The following is a 25,408-nucleotide window of genomic DNA, read 5'->3' on the forward strand; positions in this document are numbered from 1 at the left end:
ATCATTCCTCCGTGATTTTTAATATTGCATTTTTAAATCCGTCCTCAGTTAATGTTATTGATGATCTAAGCCCTTTGCCCAAAATCATTCCCAAATCTTCCTTTGTGGAATATATTAATATAGGAACATGATAAAATTTACATTTATCTTCAAATTTCTTCTTCGTGTTTTCAGATGCGTCCGATGCTATTATTACCAGCCTCGCCTTACCGGATTTTATGCACTTTTCAACTGAAAACTCTCCCGACACCACTTTACCTGCTTTCATAGCAAGTCCGATTAAATTTAATATCCTATCTCTTGCCAAGTTCCGCCATCTCCTCACTAAGCTTTAATAAAACATCATTATCAACATTCATCTTAAATGCTCTGTTAAGTCCCTTGGTCTTTATTGCTTTTTGCAGACAATCTATATTATTGCATATATAAGCACCTCTTCCGTTTGCTCTGCCGGTGCTGTCTAAAAGCATCTCTCCTTCGGGTGTCCTTACTATTCGTATCAATTCTTTTTTAGGCTTTGACTCATTACATCCGATGCATTTTCTTTGAGGTGTTTTATTCTTCAATGTCGTTGTCATCTTTTGTTTCTGCCTCAGCACCAAATTCTTCAGTATCCGGTGTATATCCCTCGTCAACAGGCATATCATCAGACATATCTTCACTGCCGTCCAAAGAATCAAATACTCCCATTTCTCTTGCCTGGCTCTCACTCTTTATATCTATCTTATATCCTGTAAGTCTGGCTGCAAGTCTTGCATTCTGTCCTTCCTTACCGATAGCAAGTGAAAGCTGATAATCAGGAACTATTACATCAGCTTCTTTTGTTTCTTCATCCGCAACAACAGCAATTACTTTTGCAGGTGAAAGTGCATTCTCTATCAAGTATCCCGGATTTTCATCCCAGTTTACTATATCGACTTTCTCTCCTCTAAGCTCTTCCACCACAGCATTTACTCTGACACCGTCAACACCTACACAGGCACCTACAGGGTCAATATCGGCTTCATGGCTGCATACGGCAATCTTTGTTCTTGATCCGGCCTCTCTTGAAATTGACTTTATCTCTACCACTCCGTCTCTGATTTCAGGTACTTCAGACTCGAAGAGTCTCTTTACAAATTCAGGATGTGTTCTTGATACCGATATTCTCGGTCCCTTAGGATTGTCCTTTACCTCCAACACAAATACCTTCAATCTGTCTCCGAGTTTTAATTCTTCTCCTTTTACCTGCTCACTCTCTGCAAGCACGGCATCTATTCTGCCGAGATTGATTGCAATATTCTTACCCATAAATCTGGTAACAACACCGCTTACTATATCTCTCTCCTTCATATAGTAGTCGTTGAATATCACTTTTCTCTCTTCTTCTCTTATCTTTTGTAAGATAACATTTTTGGCAACACCGGCGGCGATTCTTCCGAATTCCTTTGAAATAACCGGTACAAGTACTGTATCACCGATGCTTAAATTAGGATTTTGCATTCTGGCATCTGCAAGTGATATCTTTGTTGCCTTGTCTTCTATAGTAGGCTTGCTGCCCAAAGTCTCTACAACTTCTTTTGCCTGTATTATGGAATAATCACATGTGTTAGGATTTACACTTACCTTTACATTATCCGCTGTTCCGAAATTGTTTTTACATGCGGAAATTAAAGAGTTCTCAATAGCTTCCAAAATTGCCGCCTTACTTATATTTTTCTCTTTTTCCAGGAGATCAAGTGCCTCCAGTAATTCCTTATTCATCCTTAGTATTATCCTCCGTTAAAAATCTATCTTTAATCTGATATTTGCAATTTCTTTTTTTGTAAAGACTTCGTCTCCACCTTCTGTTTCTACAGTAATGTTTTCACCGTCAAAAGCCTTTAATATTCCTTCAAAATCTTTAACACCTTCTCTTGCCTTATAGAGCTTGAGTTCCACTTCCTTTCCAAGTTCTCTTATGAAATCCTTGTCTTTTTTCAGTGCTCTTCCAAGTCCCGGAGAGGAAACCTCCAGAATATATCCCTCTTCAATAAAGTCCTTTTCATCCAGCCAATCGCTAAGATGTCTTGAAATTTCGACACAGTCATCTATTCCTATGCCGCCTTCTTTGTCCATATCACAGTATGCTCGTAAGTAGTACTCTCCCGCCTCTTTTACAAATTCGACATCCACCACTTCAAATTGGAGCTCACCGCTAAGTTTTTCCAAGAACTCTTCCGTTCTTTTTACATAAGTTTCACTTTTGCTCATTTCTATCCTTTCATATGCATAAAAAAGTGGACCCACCGGCCCACTTTCCTGTCAAACATATTTTAATCACTATAGCACATTTCTTACATAAATGCAAGGGGGAAAAGATAAATTTGAAATGCTGTCAACATATAATCACCGTCACTTCACAAGTAGTATATACCACGGTATATATTTAGTCGATATTTATAATACTGATACTTATACCAAATAATACAGCTTACTGAACAATAGAATATCAATATGCATCAATATATCCTGCCAATGCATAGCCTTCAAATCCGTCATAATCTATATAATAAAATCCTTTATCCGCTCCGCTATAAACTGTAACTATAGCTCCAAGCGGAATCTTTGTAATCTCCTCTCCCTTTGTGCTTGGAGTCCTACGAAGTGTTATATATTCATTGCATCTTACCACTTTTCCTGACCATACCGTGCTTGCTTTTGTAGATGCAACATAATGATCATACGGGTCGACACTTAAATATGATGCCAGTGCATAACCTGTGCTTCCATTGTAACTTACTTTATAAAAACCGTTTGCCGCATTCTCCATAAAGCTTACCGCCGCACCTAAAGGTATCTGCTTTATCTCCTTTGCATTTGTGGAATCTGATACACGAAGCGTAATGCTTTCATTACAATTCACTACATAAAGAGTTGTCAAAACCTGTGCCTGAGTAACAGCTACAGTTTGAGGCTGAGTTTCCTGCAAAGATTCTGAATGTGCAACCTCTGCTACCGTTTCCTGAACAGCAGACTTCTCAGCTATGTTGCTCTCCTCCAATTTAGCACTCTCCTCTTTCGTTTCAGACTCATCCTTACTTTCTGCTACGGTTTCAGTATCACCTCCAAATTTTATGGTAACACTTTTTGAACCGCAACCTGACAAAATACATATACTTACAAATACACAAATTAAATATATTATTTTTCTCATAAAACCTCCACTATTTATTAAAGTACTGATCTATAGCATTTGCCATAGATTTTGCAATTTCATCCTTTTTCGTTGAGAGTATCTTGGCATCAATAGCGTTATCGGCAAATCCTACCTCTACCAAGCAAGTGGGAATAGATGAATATGAGAATATTCTAAGAACTGCAGTATGTGTTCCCTTATTCTTCAGACCTGTAGCGGCCGTAATATTGCTTTCCATATTTTCGGCAAGTTTCTTTGACAACTCTATATTTGTCTTTGTCAGTCCCATTATACTTGTATATCCGGGATAATCACTACCCGATATATAATCATTGTCTCCCGGATAGAAGCTTAGAGTACCTGAGTTTTTACCTGTATTTGAGTGAATTGATATCATTATATCCGAGGTCTCACCGGCTAAAGCACTTCTGGCACCGTTTGAAATATTTTGATTAAAATCAGTCCTGCTCAACACCACACGATATCCCTTATCTATAAGCAAATCCTTAAGTTTCAGTGCTACTTTCAGACTGAATTCAGGCTCCGTCTCTGTTTTGTCATAGATATTCTTACTGTCTCTTGCTTCAACACCTACTCCATAACCCTTATCACCTACCATAGAAGTCTTCATGGGCTTTAGCATTGAATCATCAACAGGATAATATTTTTCTCTTTTATGATTGGCTTCGGGTGCATTATTGTCACCATGTCCGGGGTCTACAAATACGGTATGTCCGTTGAATACAGCCGGCTCAAATACATAGGCCTTATAGTCGGGAGCACTACCGTCGGCATTTTTCCACAAATACGGTCTGTACTTTGAGTTTTCACTTAGATGATACACGCCCTTATCTGTAATTATCTTACTATTTCCCTTTGAATTCTTATCCTCCTGCTGATTAACTGCCTGAGTAGCAGCTGTAGTCTCTGCAGTACCGTGTCTTGTTACCGGAGTTACTTTTCTTTTTGCCAAACCCGCACTTACACTTATACTTGTCGCTATAGATATAACCAATACACATGTACATAACAAATTATACTTTTTAATTCTTTTCATATTCACTCCTTACTTTGTATATCCCATCTCCTTTTCAAAGGCGATTATCAAATTTCTGTTTTGTATCTCAATATCACTTAACATATTGTCGTTAAATTGTTTTGCAGGTATGGTGCCGTGATACCAGCTGCGGGAATTGAAATAGTTTTGCAATCCTGCATCATCAAACATTCTTCCGTGTTTTGCATAGATTTCATTTCTTGCAAGACGACACTGCTCGGCACCGAGGCCTGCCAATTCACTTTTATCCAGTACTCTTACGCTGCTGTCAGGCAAAATAAATTCATTATTTATTGCGACTGTACTTGGCATTGTAGCAGGCTGTACGGTCTGTGCCTCTGTAGAAACGGGCTCTGTCTGTGCCTGTGTTGTTACATCTCCCTCTTCGCTCTCTTTTTCCTTGGCTCTTCTCTCCTTTTCCTTTTCTCTCTTTGACGACTTGCTTTTTTTATCAAGCACACTTTCCTGATTTGTACTGTCATCAATTGATATGCTGATAATTCCTGTCTGAATCAATGCAAATAAAATCAAAAGAAGTGCAAGGATAATACCCGCTATTGTAATAAATACAATTTTAACGCCTTTATTCTTCTTGGTTTTTTTAGCCTTATTACTTTTACCCGAAACATTACCGTGAGGTAAAGCAGCTTCCGAACTTACCTTATCGTCATCTTTTTTAAGATTTACTCCACCTTCATCCTTTTTTACAGGCTCACCGCAGTTTGTGCAGTAATTCATTCCGTCTCTGACTTGCTTTCCGCATTTTGAACAAAACATGCTCATTCTCCCTTATCTTCTTTATATAACAATTTTACCATAATTTTTTCCTGAATACTATATAATCGACCTCTGTTCCTGATTTACACTTAATATTTTAAGATGTATAATATTAATAATAAAGTAAGGAGTTCTATTGAATATGAAAAAAGTCATAATCGCTGTTACTTTCTTGACTCTGTCGGTTTCTTTGACTGCATGCGGACTTGTTGACAAGGGCAGTCTGAAAAAGATAACTGAAGGTCAGGAGTTCAACGCATGGGAAATGGATCTGGTGGAAAAACTTGAATCTTACGGTCTGGAGGAGAATGAAAAAGAGAGGCTTCAAAAGATTGATGCCGAATGTGATGATATCGGAGACAATGATTACAAGAATCAGCTTTTGATTGCAAAAAAGCTTGTCAAACTGACTTCACAAGTAGAATCCAGAATCGAGACTTCAGCTAAAGAACTTGTAGAAAAATTAGATAATGCCGATGTACCCTATGCTTCGGAAGATGAAAAGAAAAAACTTGCAGAATACAGTGAAACCGTTTCCGAAATGCTAAAGAAACATGATTTTATCAATTACAAGGAGGTTTCAGAAAACTGGAGCAAACTTGTAGAATACTCCAGTACAAAACTTACCGGTCTGGATGTAAATATAGTTCAATTTGACTACACCAATTATCCTACAGTCAGAATGTATGTGGATGTAAAGAACTCTTCGGGTGATGTTGTCACAAATCTCTCACCGAATATGTTCTATGTATCACAAAAAAGCGTGGCAAACGGTGACTTTCAGTCTGTTACAATTAAAAATATTTCAATGCTTGATCAAAAGGATGCATTAAATATTGATATGGTTGCAGATACAAGTGCAAGTATGGAAGGAGAAAGACTGAGCAGTGCAAAAACTGTAATGTCCACCTTCCTTAATACGGTTCAGTTTAATGTAGGTGATAAGGTAAAGCTTACAGAATTCAACTCATATATTTATAAAAGCGGTGTATTCACTTCCGATGTAAACGCGTTAAACCAAAAGATTTTTTCATATATTGCATCAGGACAAACTAAACTGTATGATACACTTATCTATGCCGTTCAGGATGTATCCGGAATACCCGGTGCAAAATGTGTCCTTGCTTTTACCGACGGCGAAGATGTCGGAAGCTACAATAGTGCAAGTGATGTTATAAATGTGGTATCGGCATATAAGATTCCTGTTTACATAGTCAGAATAGGTGATAATTACAGTGCAAATGACAGTGATCTTATTCAGATTACCTCCGCTTCAGGTGGTGAGTTTAAATACTTCAACTCTTTCGGTATGGATATGGGCAATTTCTACAGCAGCATCTACAAGGGTATGAAGCAGTACTATGAGATAGAGTATGAAATGCCTGACGCAAATAATTATACGGATAAGAGAGATATCAGTGTATATGTGAAGGGAGACGGAGTCGGAGGAAGTGCGGATATAGAAACAAACTCAGGAAATGACTTCTTCAACACCCTTCTCGGCAATTTCCTAAGAAGCTATATTGAAGATATGAATGCACACAGCTACAATCAGATGGCTTCAAAAATTGACGATACAGTAAGTCCTACAGATGAAACAGGACTTAAATATCAGATGACTAAACAGGTTACAGGTGGCTTTGCCAATGTAGTAAGTGAAAGTCTTATGTCCTACAATGTAAGTTCTATAACTGTGGTGGATGAAAATACCATAAAACTTGCTACCAACGAAGATTATGATGTTATACTTGACAGAAAATACTCTTCATTTACAGGAGACAAGCTGACTCAAGTCAATACCGCTCTATATAAAAACTCATGGAGTGCAAATGCAGACAGTCAGATACGTATCTGGGAAAGAGTAAACCAAAAGCCCGAATATATTCTAAAAAAAGGCAGTGACGGTATATGGAGATTCTCAAAGTACTCTGTAGACCCGGGATCCAATGCAACCATTGCGATATATGATGCCATGGTTATTTACTAAAAATAAAAACTCCTCAGTCGGTTTACCTGCTGAGGAGTTTTATTTGTAATAACTCTTATTTATGTTAATTTTTAAAATCCGAAACCTGAAGCTATTGCCTCGGCATCCGCATCAACCCATTTATTTATCAAATCGGATTGCATAGCCTTTTTTCTGACTTCAGGCACCGAGTGAAAACCGTGTTCCACTATCATTCCGGGTACTCCTGCTACATTTGCACCTCTAAGTACACCGTAATAGTCTCCGTTTTCTCCCATTCTGTAGTATACACTGCCGTTTATTGTAATACTGTCATTTTTTGCAACAGTCCACTCACTTAAGGAACCTTTCTTAACCGAATCAAAGTCCTTACTCTTTGCAAGTCCTTCATTAAAGTTTACAGTTGAAAGATTCTCTCCTATCTTATTGGCAATATTTATACAAAGTTCATTTTCTTTTGCAAGCGAATTTAATATAATAAGCGGCTTATTAATTGCAACAGGCTGTGAATTTGTAGGATATCCGTTTGCATGTGAATTGTTTGAATTAGTATGCAATGATATAAACAAATCCGCACCGCTTCTTCCCGCCATATCTCCTCTAAGTGAAATATGACCTCCATCCAGATTTTTATCTGTAAATCCGTCAATGGTAATACTTTCCGTTGTTCTTGTAAGAACCGAAGATATACCGTAGTTTTTCTTTAAACTGTCTCTTAAGGCCAGTCCGAGTTTTAATACCGCCATAGATTCCGAGTAACCGTAACCGTCCTCTCCCTCTATGGCATTCTTTGTCTGAAAATGTCCCGGATCAATACATATAAGGACATTACTTGCAAATATTGATTTACCCTTTACCTGCTTCCCGTTTTTTAAATATGCGTCCACTCTGTACTCATATTTTACATATCCGTTTGTGCTTATTTTATCGGTATAAGAGATATTTCCTGTTTTATTTACATCCTTTGATGAAATTCTCTTTATCTCTTTGAAGTCCTTTGCAGATGCATCCTTTCTCAGGATGACATATCTGCCAACTTCATTTATACCGCTGCCTGAAAAAAACAGATTAATCTCATTTTTTGACTTTCTTTCAAAATCAATACTGTCAAGAGCCGCCTTTACACTTGCCTCTGAAGCATATGTAATCTTTCCGACAGAAACAAAAGCAAGTACACAGGCAATCAGAGTAAATATAATCTTTTTCCCTGTAAATCCGCTCATAGATTAGAACATCGGTACAACAGCACCATTATACTTACTTTCTATAAATTTCTTTACAGTATCGCTTTCAAGAGCCTTTATAAGTGCAAGAGTTGCATCTGATTTCTCATCACCCTCTCTTACAGCTATAATATTTGCATATGTAGTAGCCGCAAGTGACTTTGAATCCTCTATAGCAAGTGCATCGCTTACCTTTAATCCGGCCTCGATTGCATAGTTTCCGTTTACAACGGCAACATCAACATCTTTAAGTGTTCTTGCAACCTGTGCTGCCTCAATTTCCTGAATATCAAGGTTCTTAGGATTTTCAACGATATCCTGCTTTGTAGCATTAATACCTGCACCCTCTTTTAACTTTATAAGTCCGTTTGCCTCAAGTAAGAGCAATGCTCTTGCCTCATTTGTAGCATCATTAGGTACTGAAATCTTTGCACCGTCTGCAAGTGCATCAAGTGATGCAGTCTTTCCGGCATAGATACCGAAAGGCTCATAATGAATTGCACCTGCTGAAACAAGTGTTGTATTGTGCTCTTTGTTAAAGTTCTCAAGGTATGGATAATGCTGGAAGTAGTTTGCATCCAATTCTTTTGTATCAAGGGCCACATTCGGCTGGATATAATCATTGTATTCAACTATCTTTAAATCATAGCCTTCTTTATTCAACTCTTCCCTTGCAGCCTCTAAAATTTCAGCATGTGGTGCAGGAGTTGCTCCTACAGTGATTGTCTTTAAATCTTTTGAAACTGCACTTGTTTGTGCCGACTCGCTTACAGACTCACTTGCGCTTTCACTTGTCTTTGTATCTGCTGCCTTCTTTCCACATCCTGCAAGTGCAAGAAGTGATACCAAACCTAATGCTAATAATATTCTTTTTTTCATTTATTATTCCTCCTTAAATTTCATATACAATATATAGACCATACAAGATATTATGTCAATGATTTAGCCAACATATGTTTATAGTCTTTTTTTATAACAGGTTATATTACCTTATTCTCTTATCGGAACTCTTTGAACTTCTCATAAAGATTTCCTGTATTATTTGAACCAAAATCACAAGGATTGCTACGGTAATAAACATTATTTCCGTCTGATATCTGTAATATCCGTAGTTTATGGCGATTGTTCCAAGACCTCCGCCACCTGTAAATCCTGCCATAGCAGAATATCCCAGTATTGTTGTAACGGATATTGCAGCACCTACAAGAAGAGAAGGCTTTGACTCCGGTAAAAGCACTTTAAATATAATCTGGGCATTACTTGCACCCATTGACTTTGCCGCCTCTATTACACCTGCATCCACTTCTTTGAGTGAGGACTCAACCATTCTGGCGATATAGGGTGCCGCCGCTATGACAAGAGGCGGTATTACGGCAACAGGTCCGATTGAAGTTCCAACTATAATTCTTGTAAGAGGTATTACCATAATAAGCAATATCATAAAGGGAACCGAACGTATAAGATTTATAATCATACCCAATATACCGTTTAACTTCGGCATAGGCTTTATACCTGTGTTATCTGTAACAACCAAAACAACCCCAAGCGGAATTCCTATAAGGTAAGAGAAGAATGATGAAGCAACAGTCATTAATAAAGTCTCAAACAGACCTTTTAAAATCATTGATATCATATTATTCTGTCATCTCCTTTCCTTCGATTAATTCCACCTCATGATATACCACACCGATACTGTCAAGATATCTCTTTGCTTTTAATGCCTCTTCTTCACCGGATATCTGAACAATCATATGACCTACTGCAGAGCCTCCGATATCCTTTGTCTGTGCATAAAGAATATTAACAGGAATTCCGCAGGATAAAATCATATTTGATAGTACAGGCTCAAAAGAGCTTCTGCCGTCAAATTCTATACGAAGTTTAACTCCCGATACAATTTCTTTATTCGGCAATACATCACCGAGTATCAACTTTTTACCTATGTCGGACTGCGGATTGGCAAAGATGTCTTCCACTCTGCCCATCTCGGCAATACGGCTGTTTTCAATAATTGCAACTCTGTCACAGATGCTCTCAATAACTTTCATCTCATGAGTTATTACTATCACCGTAATTCCCATATTTTTATTTATATCTTTTATAAGATCAAGTATCTGTTTTGTAGTCTTAGGATCAAGCGCCGATGTAGCCTCATCACATAATAAAAGTTTCGGATTTGTTGCAATCGCTCTTGCTATAGCCACTCTTTGCTTTTGTCCTCCGGAAAGCTGCGCCGGATATGCCTTTTCTCTGTCTGAGAGTCCCACCAGCTTCAGTAACTCTTTTGCTCTTTTTACAGCCGCAGCTCTTGGAACACCGCTTATTTCCAGAGGAAAACATACATTATTCAGTATATTTCTCTGTGAAAGCAAGTTGAACTGCTGAAATATCATTCCCATATTCCTTCTGATATTTCTTATACCCGACTCACCCATCTGCTTTAAAGGCTTACCTTCAAAATACACATCTCCTTCAGTAGGTACCTCCAGATAATTGATACATCTGACCAAAGTAGACTTCCCTGCTCCCGATAAACCTATTATTCCGAATATTTCCCCTCTGTTTATATCCAGATTTATATCATCCAGGGCCTTTACATCTCCGTTCTTTGTATGAAAGACTTTGCCCATGGACTTTAAGCTTACAATAGAATCCATACTCCCCCTTAATTACACAACTCCACTATGGACTGTGCAAATATTTTTGCTGAAGCTATAAGCTCATCTATTACAACAAACTCGTCGGCTCCATGCATTTTTGTATCCGTACCAGGGAAAACCGCACCGAATGCAACACCGTTTTCAATATTGTGTACATAAGTACCTCCTCCCATGGAAATACATTCGCCCTTAAGACCTGTGTAGTCCTCATATATTGATAGCAATGTCTTTACAAAAGTAGAATTTCCGTCCACCTCATGTGGTGCCAAAACCGAATTATTTAAAAATTCCACATCTATACCTGCAAATTTTCCCCTGACGGTTTTTAATATCTTATCTCCGTCACCGCTTACAGGAATTCTGCTGTCAAAGAATCCGTGCATTATATTATTCTTTAACGTGAGCATTGAAAAAGCAAGTGTAAGTGCACCGCTTTTTTCGTCCTCTACAGCAATACCCATTGCCTCACCCTTTGTATCTCCATGCGGCATAAGTGCATATAATTTCTTTATAGTCTCTATCTTCTTTGAAGGTGAAAAATCAAGTCTGCAAAGTAATTCCAAAAGTCCTGTAATGGCATTATTTCCGTTTTCAGGAGTTGATGCATGTGCATTTGCACCAAGTGCCGTAATCTCAAAAACCGGCACAAGATCATACTTAAACTGTATGCCTGTTTCCTTTGTTACTTCCTTGGCTTTTGCCTCCACTTCTTCTATATCAAATCCCTCTATGACCGCCTTTGCCTTTGGAGGTACTACATTTACCTTTGTACCTGCTTCAATACTTACAAGTCTTTTTTTACCCGCATCCTCAAGAGAGGCTGAAAACTCGCCCTGCAGCTGTCCCTTTTCAATATTTACCACCGGGAATTCTCCGTCAGGTGAAAATGTCATAGGAGCTTCTTTTTCCTTGGTATAGTAATACTTTATACAGCTGCTTCCGCACTCCTCATCCGTACCCAAAACAAGTCTTGTATTCTTCTTTACAGGTATATTAAGATCCTTAACCGCACGCAGAGCAAAAAGCGCAGCAACCGCAGGTCCCTTATCATCTGAAGTTCCTCTTCCGTAGATCTTTCCGTCTATTTCCTTAGGTTCAAAAGGTGATGTAACACTCCATCCTTCTCCCTCAGGTACTACATCCAAATGTGCAAGTATATCAAGTCCCTTTTCTTTGTTGTTAAGATCTATTGCACCTGCATAATTATCATAGTTTGTTATATCAAAACCGTACTTTTGTGCAATACTCAGTGCCATAGTAAGTGCTCTTTTAGGTCCTTCACCGAAAGGTGCACCCTCCACATAATCACCTTTGGTACTGTTTATAGAGCAGAGCTTGATGATATCCGCTACCATCTCGTCTCTGTGCTCATCTATATATTTTTCTATTTCTTCTCTGTATTTTCTCATAACTTTCCTTTCCTAGTTCTTTCCGAACTCACTTAAAACAAGTCCTTCATTTCTTTCCTCAACCATTCTTACACTCCACGGATGCGTAAAAATAAGTAGAGGGCGATCTTTAAGATCCTTAATCTTTTTCATATCACTTGTTCCCTGTATCTTGTCTATATCTACAGTAGATGATTCATCAATCCATCTTATATGCTCATATGGCAGCTTATCAAGCTTTACATCTACATTATATTCATTCTTAAGTCTGTAAAGTAATACTTCAAACTGAAGCACACCGACAACTCCAACTATTATCTCTTCCATTCCGGTGTTATACTCCTGGAAAATCTGGATTGCACCCTCCTGAGCTATCTGATACACACCCTTTAGGAATTGCTTTCTCTTCATGGTGTCCACCTGACGTACTCTGGCAAAATGCTCGGGTGCGAATGTAGGTATACCCTCAAACTCGATATTATTTACAGTTGCAAGTGTATCACCTATACCGAATATACCCGGATCAAACACTCCGATAATATCTCCGGCATATGCCTTTTCCACTATCTTTCTCTCATCCGCCATCATTTGAGTGGACTGATTGAGCTTTATCTTTTTATTTCCCTGTACATGGAAAACATCCATACCGGCATCATATTCGCCTGAACATATTCTCATAAATGCGATTCTGTCTCTGTGGGCTTTATTCATATTTGCCTGAATCTTAAATACAAAGGCTGAGAAGAACTCATCCTTCATAGGATCTACAAATCCGTCATGAGTTTTTCTCTTAAGAGGTGATGTGGTCATTTTTAGGAAATGCTCAAGGAAGGTCTGCACTCCGAAGTTTGTAAGAGCCGAGCCGAAAAATACAGGACTCAGTTCACCGGCGGACACTCTCTCCATATCAAGGTCATCACTTGCACCGTCCAAAAGCTCTATATCATTTCTCAATATATCCACATAGTCAAATCCGATATAATCGTCAAGCTTACCGTCCTCAAGTTCAATAAGCTGAGTATCCACTTCCTTCATACCTGCATTTGCGGCTGTGAACTTATTTATCTGCTTTGTCTGTCTGTCATATACACCCTTAAAATTCTTTCCCGAACCGATAGGCCAGTTCACAGGACATGTTCTGATACCGAGCACATTCTCTATCTCATCCAAGAGCTCAAACGGATCTCTCGCCTCTCTGTCAAGCTTGTTTATAAATGTAAATATAGGTATCTTTCTCATTACACAGACCTTAAAAAGTTTTATTGTCTGTGCCTCAACACCCTTGCTTGCATCTATTACCATGACTGCTGAATCTGCCGCCATAAGTGTTCTGTAGGTATCCTCGGAGAAGTCCTGATGTCCCGGTGTATCCAAAATATTGATACAAAATCCCTCATAGTTAAACTGCATAACAGATGAAGTTACAGAGATACCTCTCTCCTTTTCTATCTCCATCCAGTCACTTACCGCATATTTGGCAGTCTTTTTTCCCTTTACACTTCCTGCTAAGTTAATAGCACCGCCATAGAGCAAAAACTTCTCGGTCAATGTTGTTTTTCCTGCATCCGGGTGTGATATTATGGCAAATGTTCTTCTCTTACTTATCTCTCCAAAGTTCACTTAAAAATTCCTCACTATCTCATCAAATATCTTTTCTGCCACTTCCAGTTTTGACAGCTTATCAAGTCTTATCTCATTATCCTTTGTAAATATGGTAACCACATTTGTATCGGTTCCGAATCCCGCTCCCTCAACCTTTACATTATTTGCAACTATCATATCCGCATTTTTCTTAGCCAATTTATTCTTTGAATTCTCTTCAATATTTTCGGTCTCCATGGAAAATCCGCAAATAAACTGTTTCTTAGGATTATATTCTTTCCTCTCTCCAATTTCCTTTAATATATCTTTAGTCCTTGAAAGTTCAATAGAAAGATCCCCGTCTTTTTTCTTTATCTTTTCATCACTGTAATTTGCAGGTGTATAATCCGCAACGGCCGCAGCCTTTATTATAATATCCTGTGAATCTGATATTTTCATAATCTCTTCATACATATCCTCAGCTGATTTTATATCAATTCTGCTTATAAAATCAGGTACAAAGACATTTGACGGTCCCATTATTAAACTTACCTTTGCACCACGATAAGCCGCCATCTTTGCAATCTCCACTCCCATCTTACCTGTGGAATTATTCGATATATATCTTACAGGGTCAATTGCCTCTCTTGTAGGTCCCGCACTTACGCATACTTTCTTACCGACAAGATCCTTTTTATTATATACTGCCCTTTTGATATATTCCAAGAGCATCTCAGGTTCAGGCATTTTTCCTGCTCCGCTATCTCCACATGCCAGATGACCGCTTGCAGGCATGATAATATCCATGCCGTAGGTTCTAAGTTTCATAATATTGTGCTTAACCACCTTGTTTTCAAACATAGTGGTATTCATAGCAGGTGAAACCACTATAGGGCATCTCATTGCTAAAGCCGTAGTAGTCAGCATATCATCCGCAATACCGTTTGCCAGCTTTCCTATAACATTTGCGGTGGCCGGTGCTATCAAAAATACATCCGCCCACTTTCCAAGCTCTATATGATCCACTTTAAATTCAAAATTTCTGTCAAATGTATCTATATATACTTTTTGTGCCGTAAGAGTTTCAAAAGTCATAGGTGTGATGAACTGACAGGCATTCTCAGTCATTATTACTTTTACATTTGCACCCTTTTTTTTTAACATACTTGCAAGGTTTGCGATTTTATATGCCGCAATACCTCCGGTTACACCAAGTAATATATTTTTATCTTTCAGCATAAAGCCTCCATAAATCTTAATTTTTATTTAGATATAATGCTTACACGATTATACGCTATTTTATTATTGCAAGCAAGAACAGAGATTAGTATACTTTATATAAAATAAAGCTTTTATTTGAAATATCGTTCTCAAACGCTTAGACGGTATACATACTTTAAAAGCCTTAAATCTACTTACATAAGAAGGATAATTTTATGATTTTAGCAATCGATATGGGTAACACAAATATTGTCATCGGCGGTATCGACAATGAAAAAACATATTTTCTTGAAAGAGTCACAACCTACACTACAAGAACCGATCTTGAGTACTCTATGTATATAAAAGGTATCCTCGATATACATGGAATAAAACCTTCGGATATAGAAGGTGCAATTCTATCAAGCGTAGTTCCTCCTCTGAATGAAACCGTCAGAAATGCAATCAAAAAAATACTCGGTATTGAATGTATGCTTGTAGAATCAGGTATGAAAACAGGATTGAATATACTTATGGACAATCCGAAAACTGTCGGCTCCGATATGATAGTGGACGCTGTGGCTGCAATGGATGAGTATCCTCTTCCGCTTGCAATCATAGATATGGGAACCGCTACCACCATATCTGTAGTAGATAAAAGCGGAAATTATATAGGAGGTATAATACATCCCGGACTTCGAATCTCACTTGATACTCTAAGTTCAAAAACCGCTCAGCTTCCACAGGTAAATCTCGATATGCCGAAAAAAGTTATAGCAAAGAATACAATAGACAGTATGAGAAGCGGTATCCTATTCGGACATGCAGGTATGATGGACGGTATTATATCACGTATGGAAGAAGAACTTGGTGAAAAACTTAATGTAGTAGCCACAGGAGGTCTCGCACCTTTTGTAACACCTCTTTGTACACATAATATTATCGTAGATGACAATCTTTTACTTAAGGGATTGCTCAAACTATATATCAAAAATCATATATAAGCACAACAAAGCCTTGGAAATTTCTTCCAAGGCTTATTAATTGCATTATTTCTTTCTCTTTAAGAAATCAGGTACATTTATCTTTGCTTCACCTGTTCTTATAATAGTCGGGCGCTGTCCTGATGAATAATTTCCGTTGTAACTTTGATTGTTCATATTCGGATTATTCAAGCCCTGATTGTTTTGAGTGTTCAAATTCGGATTGTTAAAATCACTCTCATACTGCCCGAAGTTTCCTGTATATCCACCGGTATAACCGCCTTCCGAATAGCTCTCTCCTGTATAGCTTGCTGTAGGATTTATATAATTATTCTGCTCAGGCTGAGTCTGTACAGGTCTTTCCATACTCGACGTATTCACTCTCTGCAAATATGCATCATCTCTTTTCGGCATATTATCGTTATGATGCTTGGTATTTACATCTCTGATCAATTCTCCAACAGGAGTATCATTTATTGCATTGGTTACACCTGTAGCAATAACTGTAATCTTCACACTGTCCGGCTCAGCATCATTATATGATACACCGAAGATAATATTTGCCTCTTCACTTACAAGCTCACGTACATAGCCGGTTGCCTCATCTGCCTCAACAAGGCCGACATCACCTGATATTGAAATAAGAACATGAGTGGCATTGTCAATACTTGTCTCAAGAAGCGGTGATGAAACAGCAGCCTTCACAGCATCAAGAGCCTTGTTGTCTCCTGTTCCGTAACCGATACCGATATGTGCAAGTCCTTTGCCTGTCATTACAGTCTGAACATCTGCAAAGTCCAGGTTGATAATAGCGGTCTCACTGATAAGGTCTGTTATACCCTGAACACTCTGCTGCAATACTTCGTCAGCTTTTTTAAGAGCATCAGGCATAGTAGTCTTTCTGTCCACTATCTGAAGTAATTTCTCATTCGGTATCACAATCAAAGTATCCACATACTGCTTCAGATTCTCTATACCTGCAAGTGCATTTTTCATTCTCTGTCTGCCTTCAAAAGGGAAAGGCTTTGTTACTACACCTACTGTAAGTATTCCGAGATCTTTTGACGCTCTGGCAATAACCGGTGATGCACCTGTTCCTGTACCGCCGCCCATTCCACATGTAACAAACACCATATCTGCATTCTTCAGCTTATTTGTGATATCTTCAATATTCTCTTCTGCCGCTTTTTCTCCCACTTCAGGCTTTGCTCCGGCACCAAGTCCTTTTGTAAGCTTCTCGCCTATCTGTATAATACTCCCGGCTTTACAATTAACCAAGGCCTGTTTATCGGTATTAACTCCAATAAATTCCACGCCCTCTACATTTTCATCAATCATTCTATTTACGGCATTGTTTCCGGCACCTCCGACACCAACCACGATGATCTTCGCTGCATTCTCATTTACCGGTTTATTTATTTCTAACACAGATATATTCCTCCTGTACCCCTACACTTAAGCAAACTCTCATCCTATAATAAAGGTTTTTCATATAAATATCAACTTATTTTTCTTTAAAGTCTTCTGTAATAACTTAAGTATATCATATAGTTATCTCTTCTTAAAAGTATATGTTGTATTTTCTTTTATAGGATTATAATTATCCAGATAAAGTATTCCGGACAAATCCTTTATTTTCTCCCATATATCTCTCAATTCGCCTATTTTACCGTTTAATTCACTCGAATCTCCAAGATAGACCTCTATTTTTCCTATATATAATGTTATATTATTATCTGAAGAAATTGTAATCTTATCTACCGTTATTCCGTATCCTACCAGAACCTGCGTAATATTGAGCATTTCTTCAAAAACTTTTTCATTTGAGATTGGAAGTTTCTCATATAATACCACTCTTCCGAAATCCAAACCGTCTATTATAGGAATTCCGTCAAGAAGATTATTTGAACTCTCCACCACAATTCCGTCCTTATCAAAATACATATATGAACTCATATATTTTACACAGCCTACAACACTTTTTTCATATACTATGATATCGGCACTGTTCATTCCGGTTACATATATATCAACCCCTTGAATGAAAGGTATATTGTAATCTTTTTTAAATTTACTTCGTATAAAATTATAAAGTGTTATTTTTGATAATTCATTCGGAAACAACATTTCCTTCATTTCTTCATCAGTATACCTTGTATTTCCTCCGAAATTAAAATCGGTTATTTTGACCGAAAATATTCCGACAAGTATAAATGCAAGGCAAAATAAAACAATGTAAAACTTCTTCATATCAGTAGTCCAGCTTTATTGATCTTGCGACACTCAAAACAATTCCCATCTCTCCAAGCAGTACCAAAATAGATGTACCTCCGTAACTTATAAATGGAAGTGAAACTCCGGTATTAGGCAACACTCCCGTTACAACCGCAATATTAAGTATAACCTGCAAAGACAAATGTATCAAAATTCCCACCACAAGATACACTCCTTCAGGATCCGTTACGGAAAATGATATCTTTATCATTCTGTATATTAAAAATACAAATGCACCCATTATAAGTCCGGCACCGAAAAGTCCAAGTTCTTCCACTATTATAGCAAAAATCATATCATTTTGAGACTCCGGAAGGAAAAACTTTTGCATTCCCTGTCCAAGTCCCTTGCCGAAGAAACTTCCTGAACCTATAGCATATAGTCCCTGAATTACCTGATATCCTCCGTCTCTGCTGAACTTCTCCGGCTCCGCCCAAACAAGCAATCTTGTCAAATGATAATCTCTTGCTCCTCTTTCATATATAAATTTTACAAAAGGTTTTGAGAAAAACAAAATTACACCCATTGCTATTGCACCTACTGTGTGAAGTCTCTTATTTGATGTACCTAAAAAGCTCATGCAAAACGCAATTAAAAATATAATTATGGATGTACTCAGATTTTCAACCATAACCAATACTGTCGGAACAAAGATTACTCCGAACAAAAACCAAAGTTTCTTTTCAGCAACCTTTCTGTCTGTAGAATGTAAATCATTTTTATATTTTACCAGATAGTAAGACGAAAAAATAATAATCGCCACCTTTACAAACTCTGAAGGCTGGAATTTTATACCGAACAGATTAATCCATCTTCTTGCTCCGTTTGCATCCCTACCTATAACTAAAACAGCTCCGACAAGTGCAGTCGCAACCACGTAAATAAGCTTCGACAGTTTTATCCAAACTTGGTAAGGTACTATTGATACAAATATCATCAGAATAAGACCTGCAACAACAAAGATAAGCTGTTTATTTACAAAATAAGCGGAGTTTTTAAACTTCAAATCTGCAGTGTATGAACTTGCCGAGTAAATCATTATCAAGCCCAACACCAACAAAAACAAAATAGTAAATATAAGACTGTAATCGTAAAACCTTCTTTTTTTAGTTTCATTTTTTTTACTGTCATTAACAACCGGTTTCTTAACTCCGATTTTTCTTATTTTATTTTCTTTAGCAGTATCAACTTTTGTTTTCTTCTGTCCGCCTTTTTCCACCTTTATTTTTCTTTTTACGGCTTGGTTTTTCAATTCTTTTTTTGCTACATTTTTAATTTTGGCTTTATTCTTCTTTATATCATCAGCCATATTATCCTAATTCCCTAACACAGTCCTTAAATATTCTTCCACGCTCCTCATAGTTTTTGAACATTCCCCAACTTGCGCAAGCAGGTGAAAGAAGTACATATTCTCCCGTTTTTGCTTCATTTGCACATATTTTTACGGCCTCCTGCATGCTGTCAACCGTAACTATATCATTAAAGCCGTGTTTTTTTGCACACTCTTCTATCTTCCCGGCTGTAGCTCCCATAAGTACAAGTTTTTTAACCTTTGTACCGAAGCTCTCTATCCATTCATCATACTCCGAGCCCTTATCATAACCGCCGGCAATAATATATGTTACCGCCGGCATTGCAAGTACGGCTTGAATCGCCGCATCCGGATTTGTACCCTTAGAGTCGTTATAATATCTTACTCCCTTTACTTCTTTTACAAATTCTATTCTGTGTTCAACGGCATGAAATGCGTAACATGAATTTACGATGCTCTCCATAGGTACACCGTATGAAGATGCTATCGCTATTGCGGCCATAACATTCTCATAATTATGTCTGCCAAGTATATTCAACTTCTTTGTATCCAAAATTTCTTTTGCAACACCGTTTTTACTCTGCATAATAATATCTTTATCAAGATAAAATCCGTCTTCAAGCTTTCTCCTGCTTGAAAAGAATACGACTTTGGCTTTTACCCTGTCTGCAAATTCTCTCAAAGCCTCATCTTCATAGTTTAAAATACAAAAGTCATCTTCAGTTTGATTTTTACTTATATCTTCTTTTACTTTGATATAGTTCTCCATAGTATGATGTCTGTTTAAATGATCCGGAGTTATATTCAAAATAGCCGATATATTCGGTCTGAAGTCGATAATTGTTTCCAGTTGAAAAGATGATGTCTCAAGCACAGTAACCGAATCCTCATCCGTTTTATCTGCAATGTCTGTATAAGGTATTCCTATATTACCGACCGTAAAGCTGCTTTTTGCAAAATTTGACATTATCTCGCCGACAAGTGATGTTGTGGTTGTCTTACCGTTTGTACCTGTTATAGCTATCAATCCGCCTTTAGCGTATTTAAACCCGAGCTCAATTTCGCTCCATATCGGAATGTTATTTGCTTTAAGTACCTGTACAAAATCAGTCTCCAAATCTATTCCCGGACTTATAACACAATATGACATATCCTCTAAATCTTTCTTTTTTAATTCTCCGAGAATAATATTTATGTTTTTGTGATATGCCTTATCAAACTTTGCAAGTATTTCTTCTTTATTAAGTTCTTTATTACTGTCAAAGAGTATTACCGCCTCATTATTTTTTAAAAGTAATGTGGCGGCGGATATACCGCTCTTTCCTAAGCCCGCAACTCCAATCATATTGCCTCCTACATAAACAGATAAACTAAAATACCAAGTATTATGGTAACTACACAAAATACTGTCACGGTCCTTGTCTCAGACCAGCCACAGAGTTCAAAATGGTGATGTATAGGTGCCATCTTGAAAAATCTCTTGCCCTTTGTAGCTTTAAAATATCCGACCTGAATGATTACCGATATTACCTCTATCATATATATAAATCCGATAACTGCAATAAATACAGGTATCCTGCACATAAGTGCATATGATGCGACAAAACCTCCAAGTGCCAAAGAACCCGTGTCTCCCATAAATACTTTGGCAGGATAAGCGTTAAATATCAAAAATCCCATAAGGCTGCCTATAACCGCACCTGTAACAGGTGTGACCGAAAAACCGCCCTTTAATCCTATAAGCATAAAGAATAATGCTACTATAACAGTAACGCTTGAGCATAATCCGTCAAGTCCGTCGGTAAAATTCACACCGTTATCGGTTCCCAGTATTACAAAAAGTGCAAAAGGTATCCAGATAATACCGAGATTTAATATTATACCTTTATCAAATGAACCTGTAAAAGGTATAAGCACACCGTAGTCAAGTCCATATATTTTATACAGATATATTATAAAAATAACACTGACTACAAGCTGAAGTATGAATTTTTGTGATGACTTCAGTCCTTCAGACTGCTTTTTCTTTATTTTCAAAATATCATCCAAAAATCCTATTATACCATAGGATATAGTAAATAAGAATACTACCGCCACTTCTTTATATTTAGGTATCAAAAACAGGCTTGCAACCAATATGCCGGCCAGAAATGAAATTCCGCCCATCGTGGGAGTACCTGTCTTCTTCAAATGTTCCTTAGGCCCGTCATCCCTTACCATCTGGCCGAATTTAAGTCTGTGCAAAACAGGAATAAACAAAGGACAGGCAATTGCAGTGACAACAAAACCTATCAATAATGCAATCAATGTATCTCTTAACATAATAACTCCAAAATTTTATTCTTCTCCCTCTCCGGCAGGCGCTCCCGGAAGCCCGTTTCCGCCGTCGTTAGGTATTACTTCTTCTGTAGAATAGTTCTTTGTCTCCTCTTGCTTTGGAGTATTGCTGTCCGTAATACCCTCTGCAGTCGGGAATGAACTTACATCTATACTTTCGTCTACATTTGAATATATATTCATATATGGCAATACTTCTGTCATGATTTTTGAGAACAAAGAGCTTGCATATGCCGATCTTGCCTGATCCGCCACATGAGGAGTATCCACAAGAACATAGCATACAACTTCCGGTGCCTGTGCAGGTACGCTTCCTATAAAAGAAACCAAATAATTTCCGTTTCCTCTTGGGTACTTTTCTGCAGTACCGGTTTTTCCGCCGACATCATAGCCCGCAACCGCTGCGGCACTACCTGTTCCTTCCGCTACCGTTCTCCTGAGCGCTTCATTTATAAACGCTGTGGTATGTGCGGAAACCGTCTCTCTTACAAGCTCAGGCTCAATATTTTCTATTATTGCACCCTTTGAATTCAAAATCTGTTTTACAACATGAGGTTGATAATATGAACCGCCGTTTACAACAGATGAATACGCAGCCGCAAGTTGAATCATAGTTGTATTATAATTTTGTCCGAAAGAGTTTGTTGCAAGATCCGTTGCACTTGCATTATCCGCAGTATGTATAAGTCCGCTTGTATCCGCTTCTCCCGGCAAATCTATTGCGGTCTTTGAACCGAATCCGAATACCTTTTGATATTCATAAAACTTCTGACTTCCTTCAGCTCTTGAAATATCCATCATCGCCACATTACAAGACTCCATAAGAGCCTCCGTAACATTCAGTACACCATGTCCGTTTCTGTTGGCGCATCTTATCTTCCAGCCGCCAACTTCTTCAAATCCCCTACATTCATAGCTTTCATTGCCTGTTATAATTCCCTCTTCCATGGCGGAGGCTACCGTAAATACCTTTGAAGGTGAACCCGGCTCATATGTATCGCTGACAGCATAATTTCTCCATATATTACTGAGCGCCTCCACCTTTGCCTTGTCATCCATCTCGGCCTGCTGTTCAGGCGAGTAATAATTATTCAAATCTCTAGGATTATTCAAATCAAATGTTCTGCTGGTAGCCAAAGCAAGAATTTCACCGTTATTAGGATTCATCACTATTGCCGCAGTCATATTTGAACCTGTAGAACTTTGCCATTCTGCAATATGTTTTTCTACAATCTTTTGGATATTCAAATCTATGGTCGAAACCACCTTATTTCCGTCTGTAGGATTTTTAATCACTCTTTCAAGAGACGATTCATCATTTAAGTATCCGTATTCCCTGCCCGATACTCCTATTAATTTATCATTATAATACTGCTCTATTCCTGAATTACCGCTCAAATCTTCATTATTTGCAAAGCCTATAACATTACATGCACTTGAACCGTAGGGATATCTTCTTACATAACTTTCTTCAAACCAGATACCGTATACTCTTTCAGAGCTTTTACTCTCTTTGTAAGACTTATTGTACTCTTCTTTTTTTTCTTCAAAAGCTGTTTTTTGCTCATAGCTTATATCTTTGGCATATTTTACATATGAGCTGTCCGACTTTTCCGCAATTGTATTTTTTAACTCATCGACGCTGTATCCGAAAACTTCACTCAGTATAGATACTGTAGCATTTAAGTAATCTTCCTGATCGCTGTTTATCTGTTTCGGATCGATTATCAAATTGTAAACCTTTTCACTTGTAGCAATATATGTTCCGTTTCTATCGAGTATATCACCTCTTTTGTAAGGTATATCCCTAGAATCATATTTTTGCTGTGACAGAATCTTTTGATTGTATTCCTTAGACTTACTTCCTTGTAACATTAGAATCTTAAAAAACAATGCAGCGAAAGCAAGTATAATCATAAACAGGATGATTACAAGCCTTCCCTGCAAATTATCTAAAGGATTGGAAGTACTTCCGTCCTTACCTTTTTTATTATTCCCCTTTTTATCTCGGGATATCTTCAAATTGTCTGACATATTCACTTTCCGTTTTTTCGTATGTTATAACCTGATTCTTCTTAGCATAAATCATACCCAACTTATTTGTAGCTACATCATATATATGATCCAAATCAACGTAAGTCGCAATCATATTCTCCAGCGAATCATTTTCATTTCTTAACTTTTCGAGATTCGATTCATTTTTTTGTGTCTGCTTTATAGTGGAAGTCAACTTTGACTGTATTGCAATATAGTTTGCACACAAAAACAGCATGACTACCATAGCCGCTGAAAACACAACAAGATAAGGGAAGTCCATGGACAATGCTCTTTCCCTGTTTTTCCTTATCATTCTGTTTGTTTTTGTCGCTTCACCTTCAGAAGGCTTAGGTGCTTTTTTCGGAACGGCTGTTTCCACTTTTCTTACAACATTACCGTCTACATAATATTCTATCTCTGTACCTGACTTTTTCTTCGTTCCTTGCCTTTTTTTCTTAACAGTTTCTTTCATTTAGACTCCCTTTTCAAATACTCTAAGTTTTGCACTTTTGGATCTGGAATTTTCCTCCAACTCCTCCTCACTTGGCAGTATCGCCTTTCTCGTAATAACTCTTCCCTTTGATTTATTCCCGCAGACACAGACAGGAAATTTTTTCGGACAAACGCATGGTGACTCGGCTTTTTTAAATGCCTGTTTTACTATTCTGTCCTCTAAAGAATGGAATGTGATAACAGACAACCTTCCCCCCGGTTTCAATAAATCAATCATTACATTTAATGAATCGGTTAAAACCTCAAGCTCTTTGTTTAATTCAATTCTTATGGCCTGAAATGTTCTCTTTGCAGGATGCCCTCCTGTTACCTGTATTTTCATAGGAATTGAAGCTTTTATAATATCCACCAACTCAAAAGTGGTTTCTATTCTCTTCTTATTCCTATATTCAACAATATGTTTTGCAATGTTCTTTGCAAATCTGTCCTCACCATAGTCTCTTATAATATGAAAAAGTTCAGACTCCGAATAATCGTTTACAATATCAGACGCCTTTAACTCGTTTCTGTCATCCATTCTCATATCAAGCGGAGCATCATATCTATAGGTAAAACCTCTCTCGGCAGTGTCAAGCTGATATGAAGATACTCCAAGGTCAATGTATATTCCGTCAACCTTGTCTATGTTTTCTTTTTTCAATATATTCTCTATATTAACATAGTTGTCTCTTATAATAATAACATTATTACTATAATCAATCAATCTTTGAGTAGCAGCCTTGACAGCATCCGCGTCCTGGTCGATTCCTATAAGTTTACCGCTTCCCAGTCGTTTAACCACTTCTAAGGCATGTCCTCCACCACCTAAAGTGCCGTCAACATAGCAGCCGTCGGCCTTTATATTCAAAGATTCTATCACTTCATTCAAAAGCACCGATTTGTGATTGAAAGTCATAATAAATCCCATCCCTATAATATCTGCGGAGGATATACCTAAGCACAA

At 37.7% G+C, this 25,408-nt stretch carries 24 protein-coding genes; 2 read left to right on the top strand and 22 right to left on the bottom strand.

All coding sequences use genetic code 11. The features are described 5' to 3' along the window. Window position 1 precedes the first annotated feature (1 nt). The 7 genes from HMPREF1495_RS06295 to HMPREF1495_RS06325 form a co-directional block, all read right to left on the bottom strand. The gene (locus HMPREF1495_RS06295) at window positions 2–307 is read right to left on the bottom strand and encodes a L7Ae/L30e/S12e/Gadd45 family ribosomal protein (RefSeq protein ID WP_007593108.1); all 306 of its coding nucleotides are present in this window, start codon (window positions 305–307) and stop codon (window positions 2–4) included. Then, window positions 294–578 (bottom strand): RNase P modulator RnpM, encoded by a 285-nt coding sequence (rnpM, locus tag HMPREF1495_RS06300; protein ID WP_034212993.1) that lies wholly within the window; start codon window positions 576–578, stop codon window positions 294–296. Before rnpM ends, HMPREF1495_RS06295 begins: the two co-directional genes overlap by 14 nt. Further along, entirely contained in the window at window positions 556–1,743 is a 1,188-nt protein-coding gene (gene nusA, locus HMPREF1495_RS06305; protein WP_034212995.1) for a transcription termination factor NusA, read from the bottom strand. Before nusA ends, rnpM begins: the two co-directional genes overlap by 23 nt. A gap of 18 nt (window positions 1,744–1,761) precedes the next feature. After that, entirely contained in the window at window positions 1,762–2,268 is a 507-nt protein-coding gene (gene rimP, locus HMPREF1495_RS06310) for a ribosome maturation factor RimP (protein ID WP_009662356.1), read from the bottom strand. A gap of 202 nt (window positions 2,269–2,470) precedes the next feature. After that, window positions 2,471–3,175: an SH3 domain-containing protein gene (locus HMPREF1495_RS06315; RefSeq protein WP_034212997.1), complete on the bottom strand. Its 705-nt coding sequence runs from the start codon at window positions 3,173–3,175 to the stop codon at window positions 2,471–2,473. A gap of 10 nt (window positions 3,176–3,185) precedes the next feature. Continuing rightward, entirely contained in the window at window positions 3,186–4,214 is a 1,029-nt protein-coding gene (locus HMPREF1495_RS06320) for an N-acetylmuramoyl-L-alanine amidase family protein (protein ID WP_034212999.1), read from the bottom strand. Window positions 4,215–4,223: 9 nt separating this feature from the next. After that, entirely contained in the window at window positions 4,224–4,991 is a 768-nt protein-coding gene (locus HMPREF1495_RS06325) for a YARHG domain-containing protein (RefSeq protein ID WP_034213001.1), read from the bottom strand. Window positions 4,992–5,133: 142 nt separating this feature from the next. Here HMPREF1495_RS06325 and HMPREF1495_RS06330 point away from each other — a divergent pair, with 142 nt between their 5' ends. Continuing rightward, the gene (locus HMPREF1495_RS06330) at window positions 5,134–6,978 is read left to right on the top strand and encodes a VWA domain-containing protein (RefSeq protein WP_034213003.1); all 1,845 of its coding nucleotides are present in this window, start codon (window positions 5,134–5,136) and stop codon (window positions 6,976–6,978) included. Window positions 6,979–7,049: 71 nt separating this feature from the next. On the opposite strand, the gene HMPREF1495_RS06335 is transcribed toward HMPREF1495_RS06330, so the two are convergent. The 7 genes from HMPREF1495_RS06335 to coaBC form a co-directional block, all read right to left on the bottom strand. Continuing rightward, entirely contained in the window at window positions 7,050–8,180 is a 1,131-nt protein-coding gene (locus HMPREF1495_RS06335) for an N-acetylmuramoyl-L-alanine amidase family protein (RefSeq protein WP_034213005.1), read from the bottom strand. Between the two features lie 3 nt (window positions 8,181–8,183). Further along, complete coding sequence (locus HMPREF1495_RS06340; protein ID WP_034213007.1) at window positions 8,184–9,059, bottom strand: MetQ/NlpA family ABC transporter substrate-binding protein; 876 nt, start codon at window positions 9,057–9,059, stop codon at window positions 8,184–8,186. A gap of 106 nt (window positions 9,060–9,165) precedes the next feature. After that, window positions 9,166–9,813: a methionine ABC transporter permease gene (locus HMPREF1495_RS06345; RefSeq protein ID WP_034213009.1), complete on the bottom strand. Its 648-nt coding sequence runs from the start codon at window positions 9,811–9,813 to the stop codon at window positions 9,166–9,168. A gap of 1 nt (window position 9,814) precedes the next feature. Continuing rightward, window positions 9,815–10,837 carry a methionine ABC transporter ATP-binding protein gene (locus HMPREF1495_RS06350; RefSeq protein ID WP_034213011.1) on the bottom strand — a complete coding sequence of 341 codons (1,023 nt, stop codon included), beginning with the start codon at window positions 10,835–10,837 and terminating at the stop codon, window positions 9,815–9,817. A gap of 8 nt (window positions 10,838–10,845) precedes the next feature. Next, window positions 10,846–12,249 (bottom strand): dipeptidase PepV, encoded by a 1,404-nt coding sequence (pepV, locus tag HMPREF1495_RS06355; RefSeq protein ID WP_034213013.1) that lies wholly within the window; start codon window positions 12,247–12,249, stop codon window positions 10,846–10,848. A gap of 12 nt (window positions 12,250–12,261) precedes the next feature. Beyond that, entirely contained in the window at window positions 12,262–13,848 is a 1,587-nt protein-coding gene (locus tag HMPREF1495_RS06360) for a peptide chain release factor 3 (RefSeq protein ID WP_034213015.1), read from the bottom strand. Continuing rightward, complete coding sequence (gene coaBC / locus HMPREF1495_RS06365; RefSeq protein ID WP_034213017.1) at window positions 13,849–15,048, bottom strand: bifunctional phosphopantothenoylcysteine decarboxylase/phosphopantothenate--cysteine ligase CoaBC; 1,200 nt, start codon at window positions 15,046–15,048, stop codon at window positions 13,849–13,851. It lies immediately after the preceding gene. 197 nt (window positions 15,049–15,245) lie between these two features. On the opposite strand from coaBC, the gene HMPREF1495_RS06370 reads away from it, so the two are divergent. Next, on the top strand, window positions 15,246–16,013 hold the full coding sequence (locus tag HMPREF1495_RS06370; protein WP_034213019.1) for a type III pantothenate kinase: 768 nt from the start codon (window positions 15,246–15,248) through the stop codon (window positions 16,011–16,013). 45 nt (window positions 16,014–16,058) lie between these two features. Here HMPREF1495_RS06370 and ftsZ read toward each other — a convergent pair whose 3' ends face one another. The 8 genes from ftsZ to rsmH all read right to left on the bottom strand — a co-directional run bounded on the left by ftsZ (window position 16,059) and on the right by rsmH (window position 25,360). Continuing rightward, a complete protein-coding gene (gene ftsZ / locus HMPREF1495_RS06375) occupies window positions 16,059–17,420 on the bottom strand; it encodes a cell division protein FtsZ (protein ID WP_034213021.1) in 1,362 nt (453 codons plus the stop codon). Window positions 17,421–17,543: 123 nt separating this feature from the next. Then, window positions 17,544–18,242 carry a cell division protein FtsQ/DivIB gene (locus HMPREF1495_RS06380; protein ID WP_034213023.1) on the bottom strand — a complete coding sequence of 233 codons (699 nt, stop codon included), beginning with the start codon at window positions 18,240–18,242 and terminating at the stop codon, window positions 17,544–17,546. 1 nt (window position 18,243) lies between these two features. Then, window positions 18,244–19,575 (bottom strand): FtsW/RodA/SpoVE family cell cycle protein, encoded by a 1,332-nt coding sequence (locus HMPREF1495_RS06385; RefSeq protein WP_034213024.1) that lies wholly within the window; start codon window positions 19,573–19,575, stop codon window positions 18,244–18,246. 1 nt (window position 19,576) lies between these two features. Continuing rightward, complete coding sequence (gene murD / locus HMPREF1495_RS06390; RefSeq protein ID WP_007593142.1) at window positions 19,577–20,923, bottom strand: UDP-N-acetylmuramoyl-L-alanine--D-glutamate ligase; 1,347 nt, start codon at window positions 20,921–20,923, stop codon at window positions 19,577–19,579. Between the two features lie 8 nt (window positions 20,924–20,931). After that, window positions 20,932–21,900 carry a phospho-N-acetylmuramoyl-pentapeptide-transferase gene (gene mraY / locus HMPREF1495_RS06395; protein ID WP_007593144.1) on the bottom strand — a complete coding sequence of 323 codons (969 nt, stop codon included), beginning with the start codon at window positions 21,898–21,900 and terminating at the stop codon, window positions 20,932–20,934. A 15-nt stretch (window positions 21,901–21,915) separates the two neighbouring features. Continuing rightward, complete coding sequence (locus HMPREF1495_RS06400; RefSeq protein WP_034213025.1) at window positions 21,916–23,949, bottom strand: peptidoglycan D,D-transpeptidase FtsI family protein; 2,034 nt, start codon at window positions 23,947–23,949, stop codon at window positions 21,916–21,918. Next, the gene (locus tag HMPREF1495_RS06405) at window positions 23,918–24,424 is read right to left on the bottom strand and encodes a hypothetical protein (RefSeq protein ID WP_034213027.1); all 507 of its coding nucleotides are present in this window, start codon (window positions 24,422–24,424) and stop codon (window positions 23,918–23,920) included. Before HMPREF1495_RS06405 ends, HMPREF1495_RS06400 begins: the two co-directional genes overlap by 32 nt. Beyond that, on the bottom strand, window positions 24,425–25,360 hold the full coding sequence (rsmH, locus tag HMPREF1495_RS06410) for a 16S rRNA (cytosine(1402)-N(4))-methyltransferase RsmH (protein ID WP_007593149.1): 936 nt from the start codon (window positions 25,358–25,360) through the stop codon (window positions 24,425–24,427). It lies immediately after the preceding gene. Window positions 25,361–25,408 lie beyond the last annotated feature (48 nt).

This window comes from Lachnoanaerobaculum sp. MSX33, assembly GCF_000512995.1.
In the GTDB taxonomy this organism is placed as follows: Bacteria; Bacillota; Clostridia; order Lachnospirales; family Lachnospiraceae; genus Lachnoanaerobaculum.

Coding starts and splice junctions, on each gene's coding strand:
- rnpM (WP_034212993.1), bottom strand. CDS start 578: ATGACAACGACATTGAAGAATAAAACACCTCAAAGAAAATGCATCGGA.
- nusA (WP_034212995.1), bottom strand. CDS start 1,743: ATGAATAAGGAATTACTGGAGGCACTTGATCTCCTGGAAAAAGAGAAA.
- HMPREF1495_RS06315 (WP_034212997.1), bottom strand. CDS start 3,175: ATGAGAAAAATAATATATTTAATTTGTGTATTTGTAAGTATATGTATT.
- HMPREF1495_RS06320 (WP_034212999.1), bottom strand. CDS start 4,214: ATGAAAAGAATTAAAAAGTATAATTTGTTATGTACATGTGTATTGGTT.
- HMPREF1495_RS06325 (WP_034213001.1), bottom strand. CDS start 4,991: ATGTTTTGTTCAAAATGCGGAAAGCAAGTCAGAGACGGAATGAATTAC.
- HMPREF1495_RS06330 (WP_034213003.1), top strand. CDS start 5,134: ATGAAAAAAGTCATAATCGCTGTTACTTTCTTGACTCTGTCGGTTTCT.
- HMPREF1495_RS06335 (WP_034213005.1), bottom strand. CDS start 8,180: ATGAGCGGATTTACAGGGAAAAAGATTATATTTACTCTGATTGCCTGT.
- HMPREF1495_RS06340 (WP_034213007.1), bottom strand. CDS start 9,059: ATGAAAAAAAGAATATTATTAGCATTAGGTTTGGTATCACTTCTTGCA.
- HMPREF1495_RS06345 (WP_034213009.1), bottom strand. CDS start 9,813: ATGATATCAATGATTTTAAAAGGTCTGTTTGAGACTTTATTAATGACT.
- HMPREF1495_RS06350 (WP_034213011.1), bottom strand. CDS start 10,837: ATGGATTCTATTGTAAGCTTAAAGTCCATGGGCAAAGTCTTTCATACA.
- pepV (WP_034213013.1), bottom strand. CDS start 12,249: ATGAGAAAATACAGAGAAGAAATAGAAAAATATATAGATGAGCACAGA.
- coaBC (WP_034213017.1), bottom strand. CDS start 15,048: ATGCTGAAAGATAAAAATATATTACTTGGTGTAACCGGAGGTATTGCG.
- HMPREF1495_RS06370 (WP_034213019.1), top strand. CDS start 15,246: ATGATTTTAGCAATCGATATGGGTAACACAAATATTGTCATCGGCGGT.
- HMPREF1495_RS06380 (WP_034213023.1), bottom strand. CDS start 18,242: ATGAAGAAGTTTTACATTGTTTTATTTTGCCTTGCATTTATACTTGTC.
- HMPREF1495_RS06385 (WP_034213024.1), bottom strand. CDS start 19,575: ATGGCTGATGATATAAAGAAGAATAAAGCCAAAATTAAAAATGTAGCA.
- murD (WP_007593142.1), bottom strand. CDS start 20,923: ATGATTGGAGTTGCGGGCTTAGGAAAGAGCGGTATATCCGCCGCCACA.
- mraY (WP_007593144.1), bottom strand. CDS start 21,900: ATGTTAAGAGATACATTGATTGCATTATTGATAGGTTTTGTTGTCACT.
- HMPREF1495_RS06400 (WP_034213025.1), bottom strand. CDS start 23,949: ATGTCAGACAATTTGAAGATATCCCGAGATAAAAAGGGGAATAATAAA.
- HMPREF1495_RS06405 (WP_034213027.1), bottom strand. CDS start 24,424: ATGAAAGAAACTGTTAAGAAAAAAAGGCAAGGAACGAAGAAAAAGTCA.
- rsmH (WP_007593149.1), bottom strand. CDS start 25,360: ATGACTTTCAATCACAAATCGGTGCTTTTGAATGAAGTGATAGAATCT.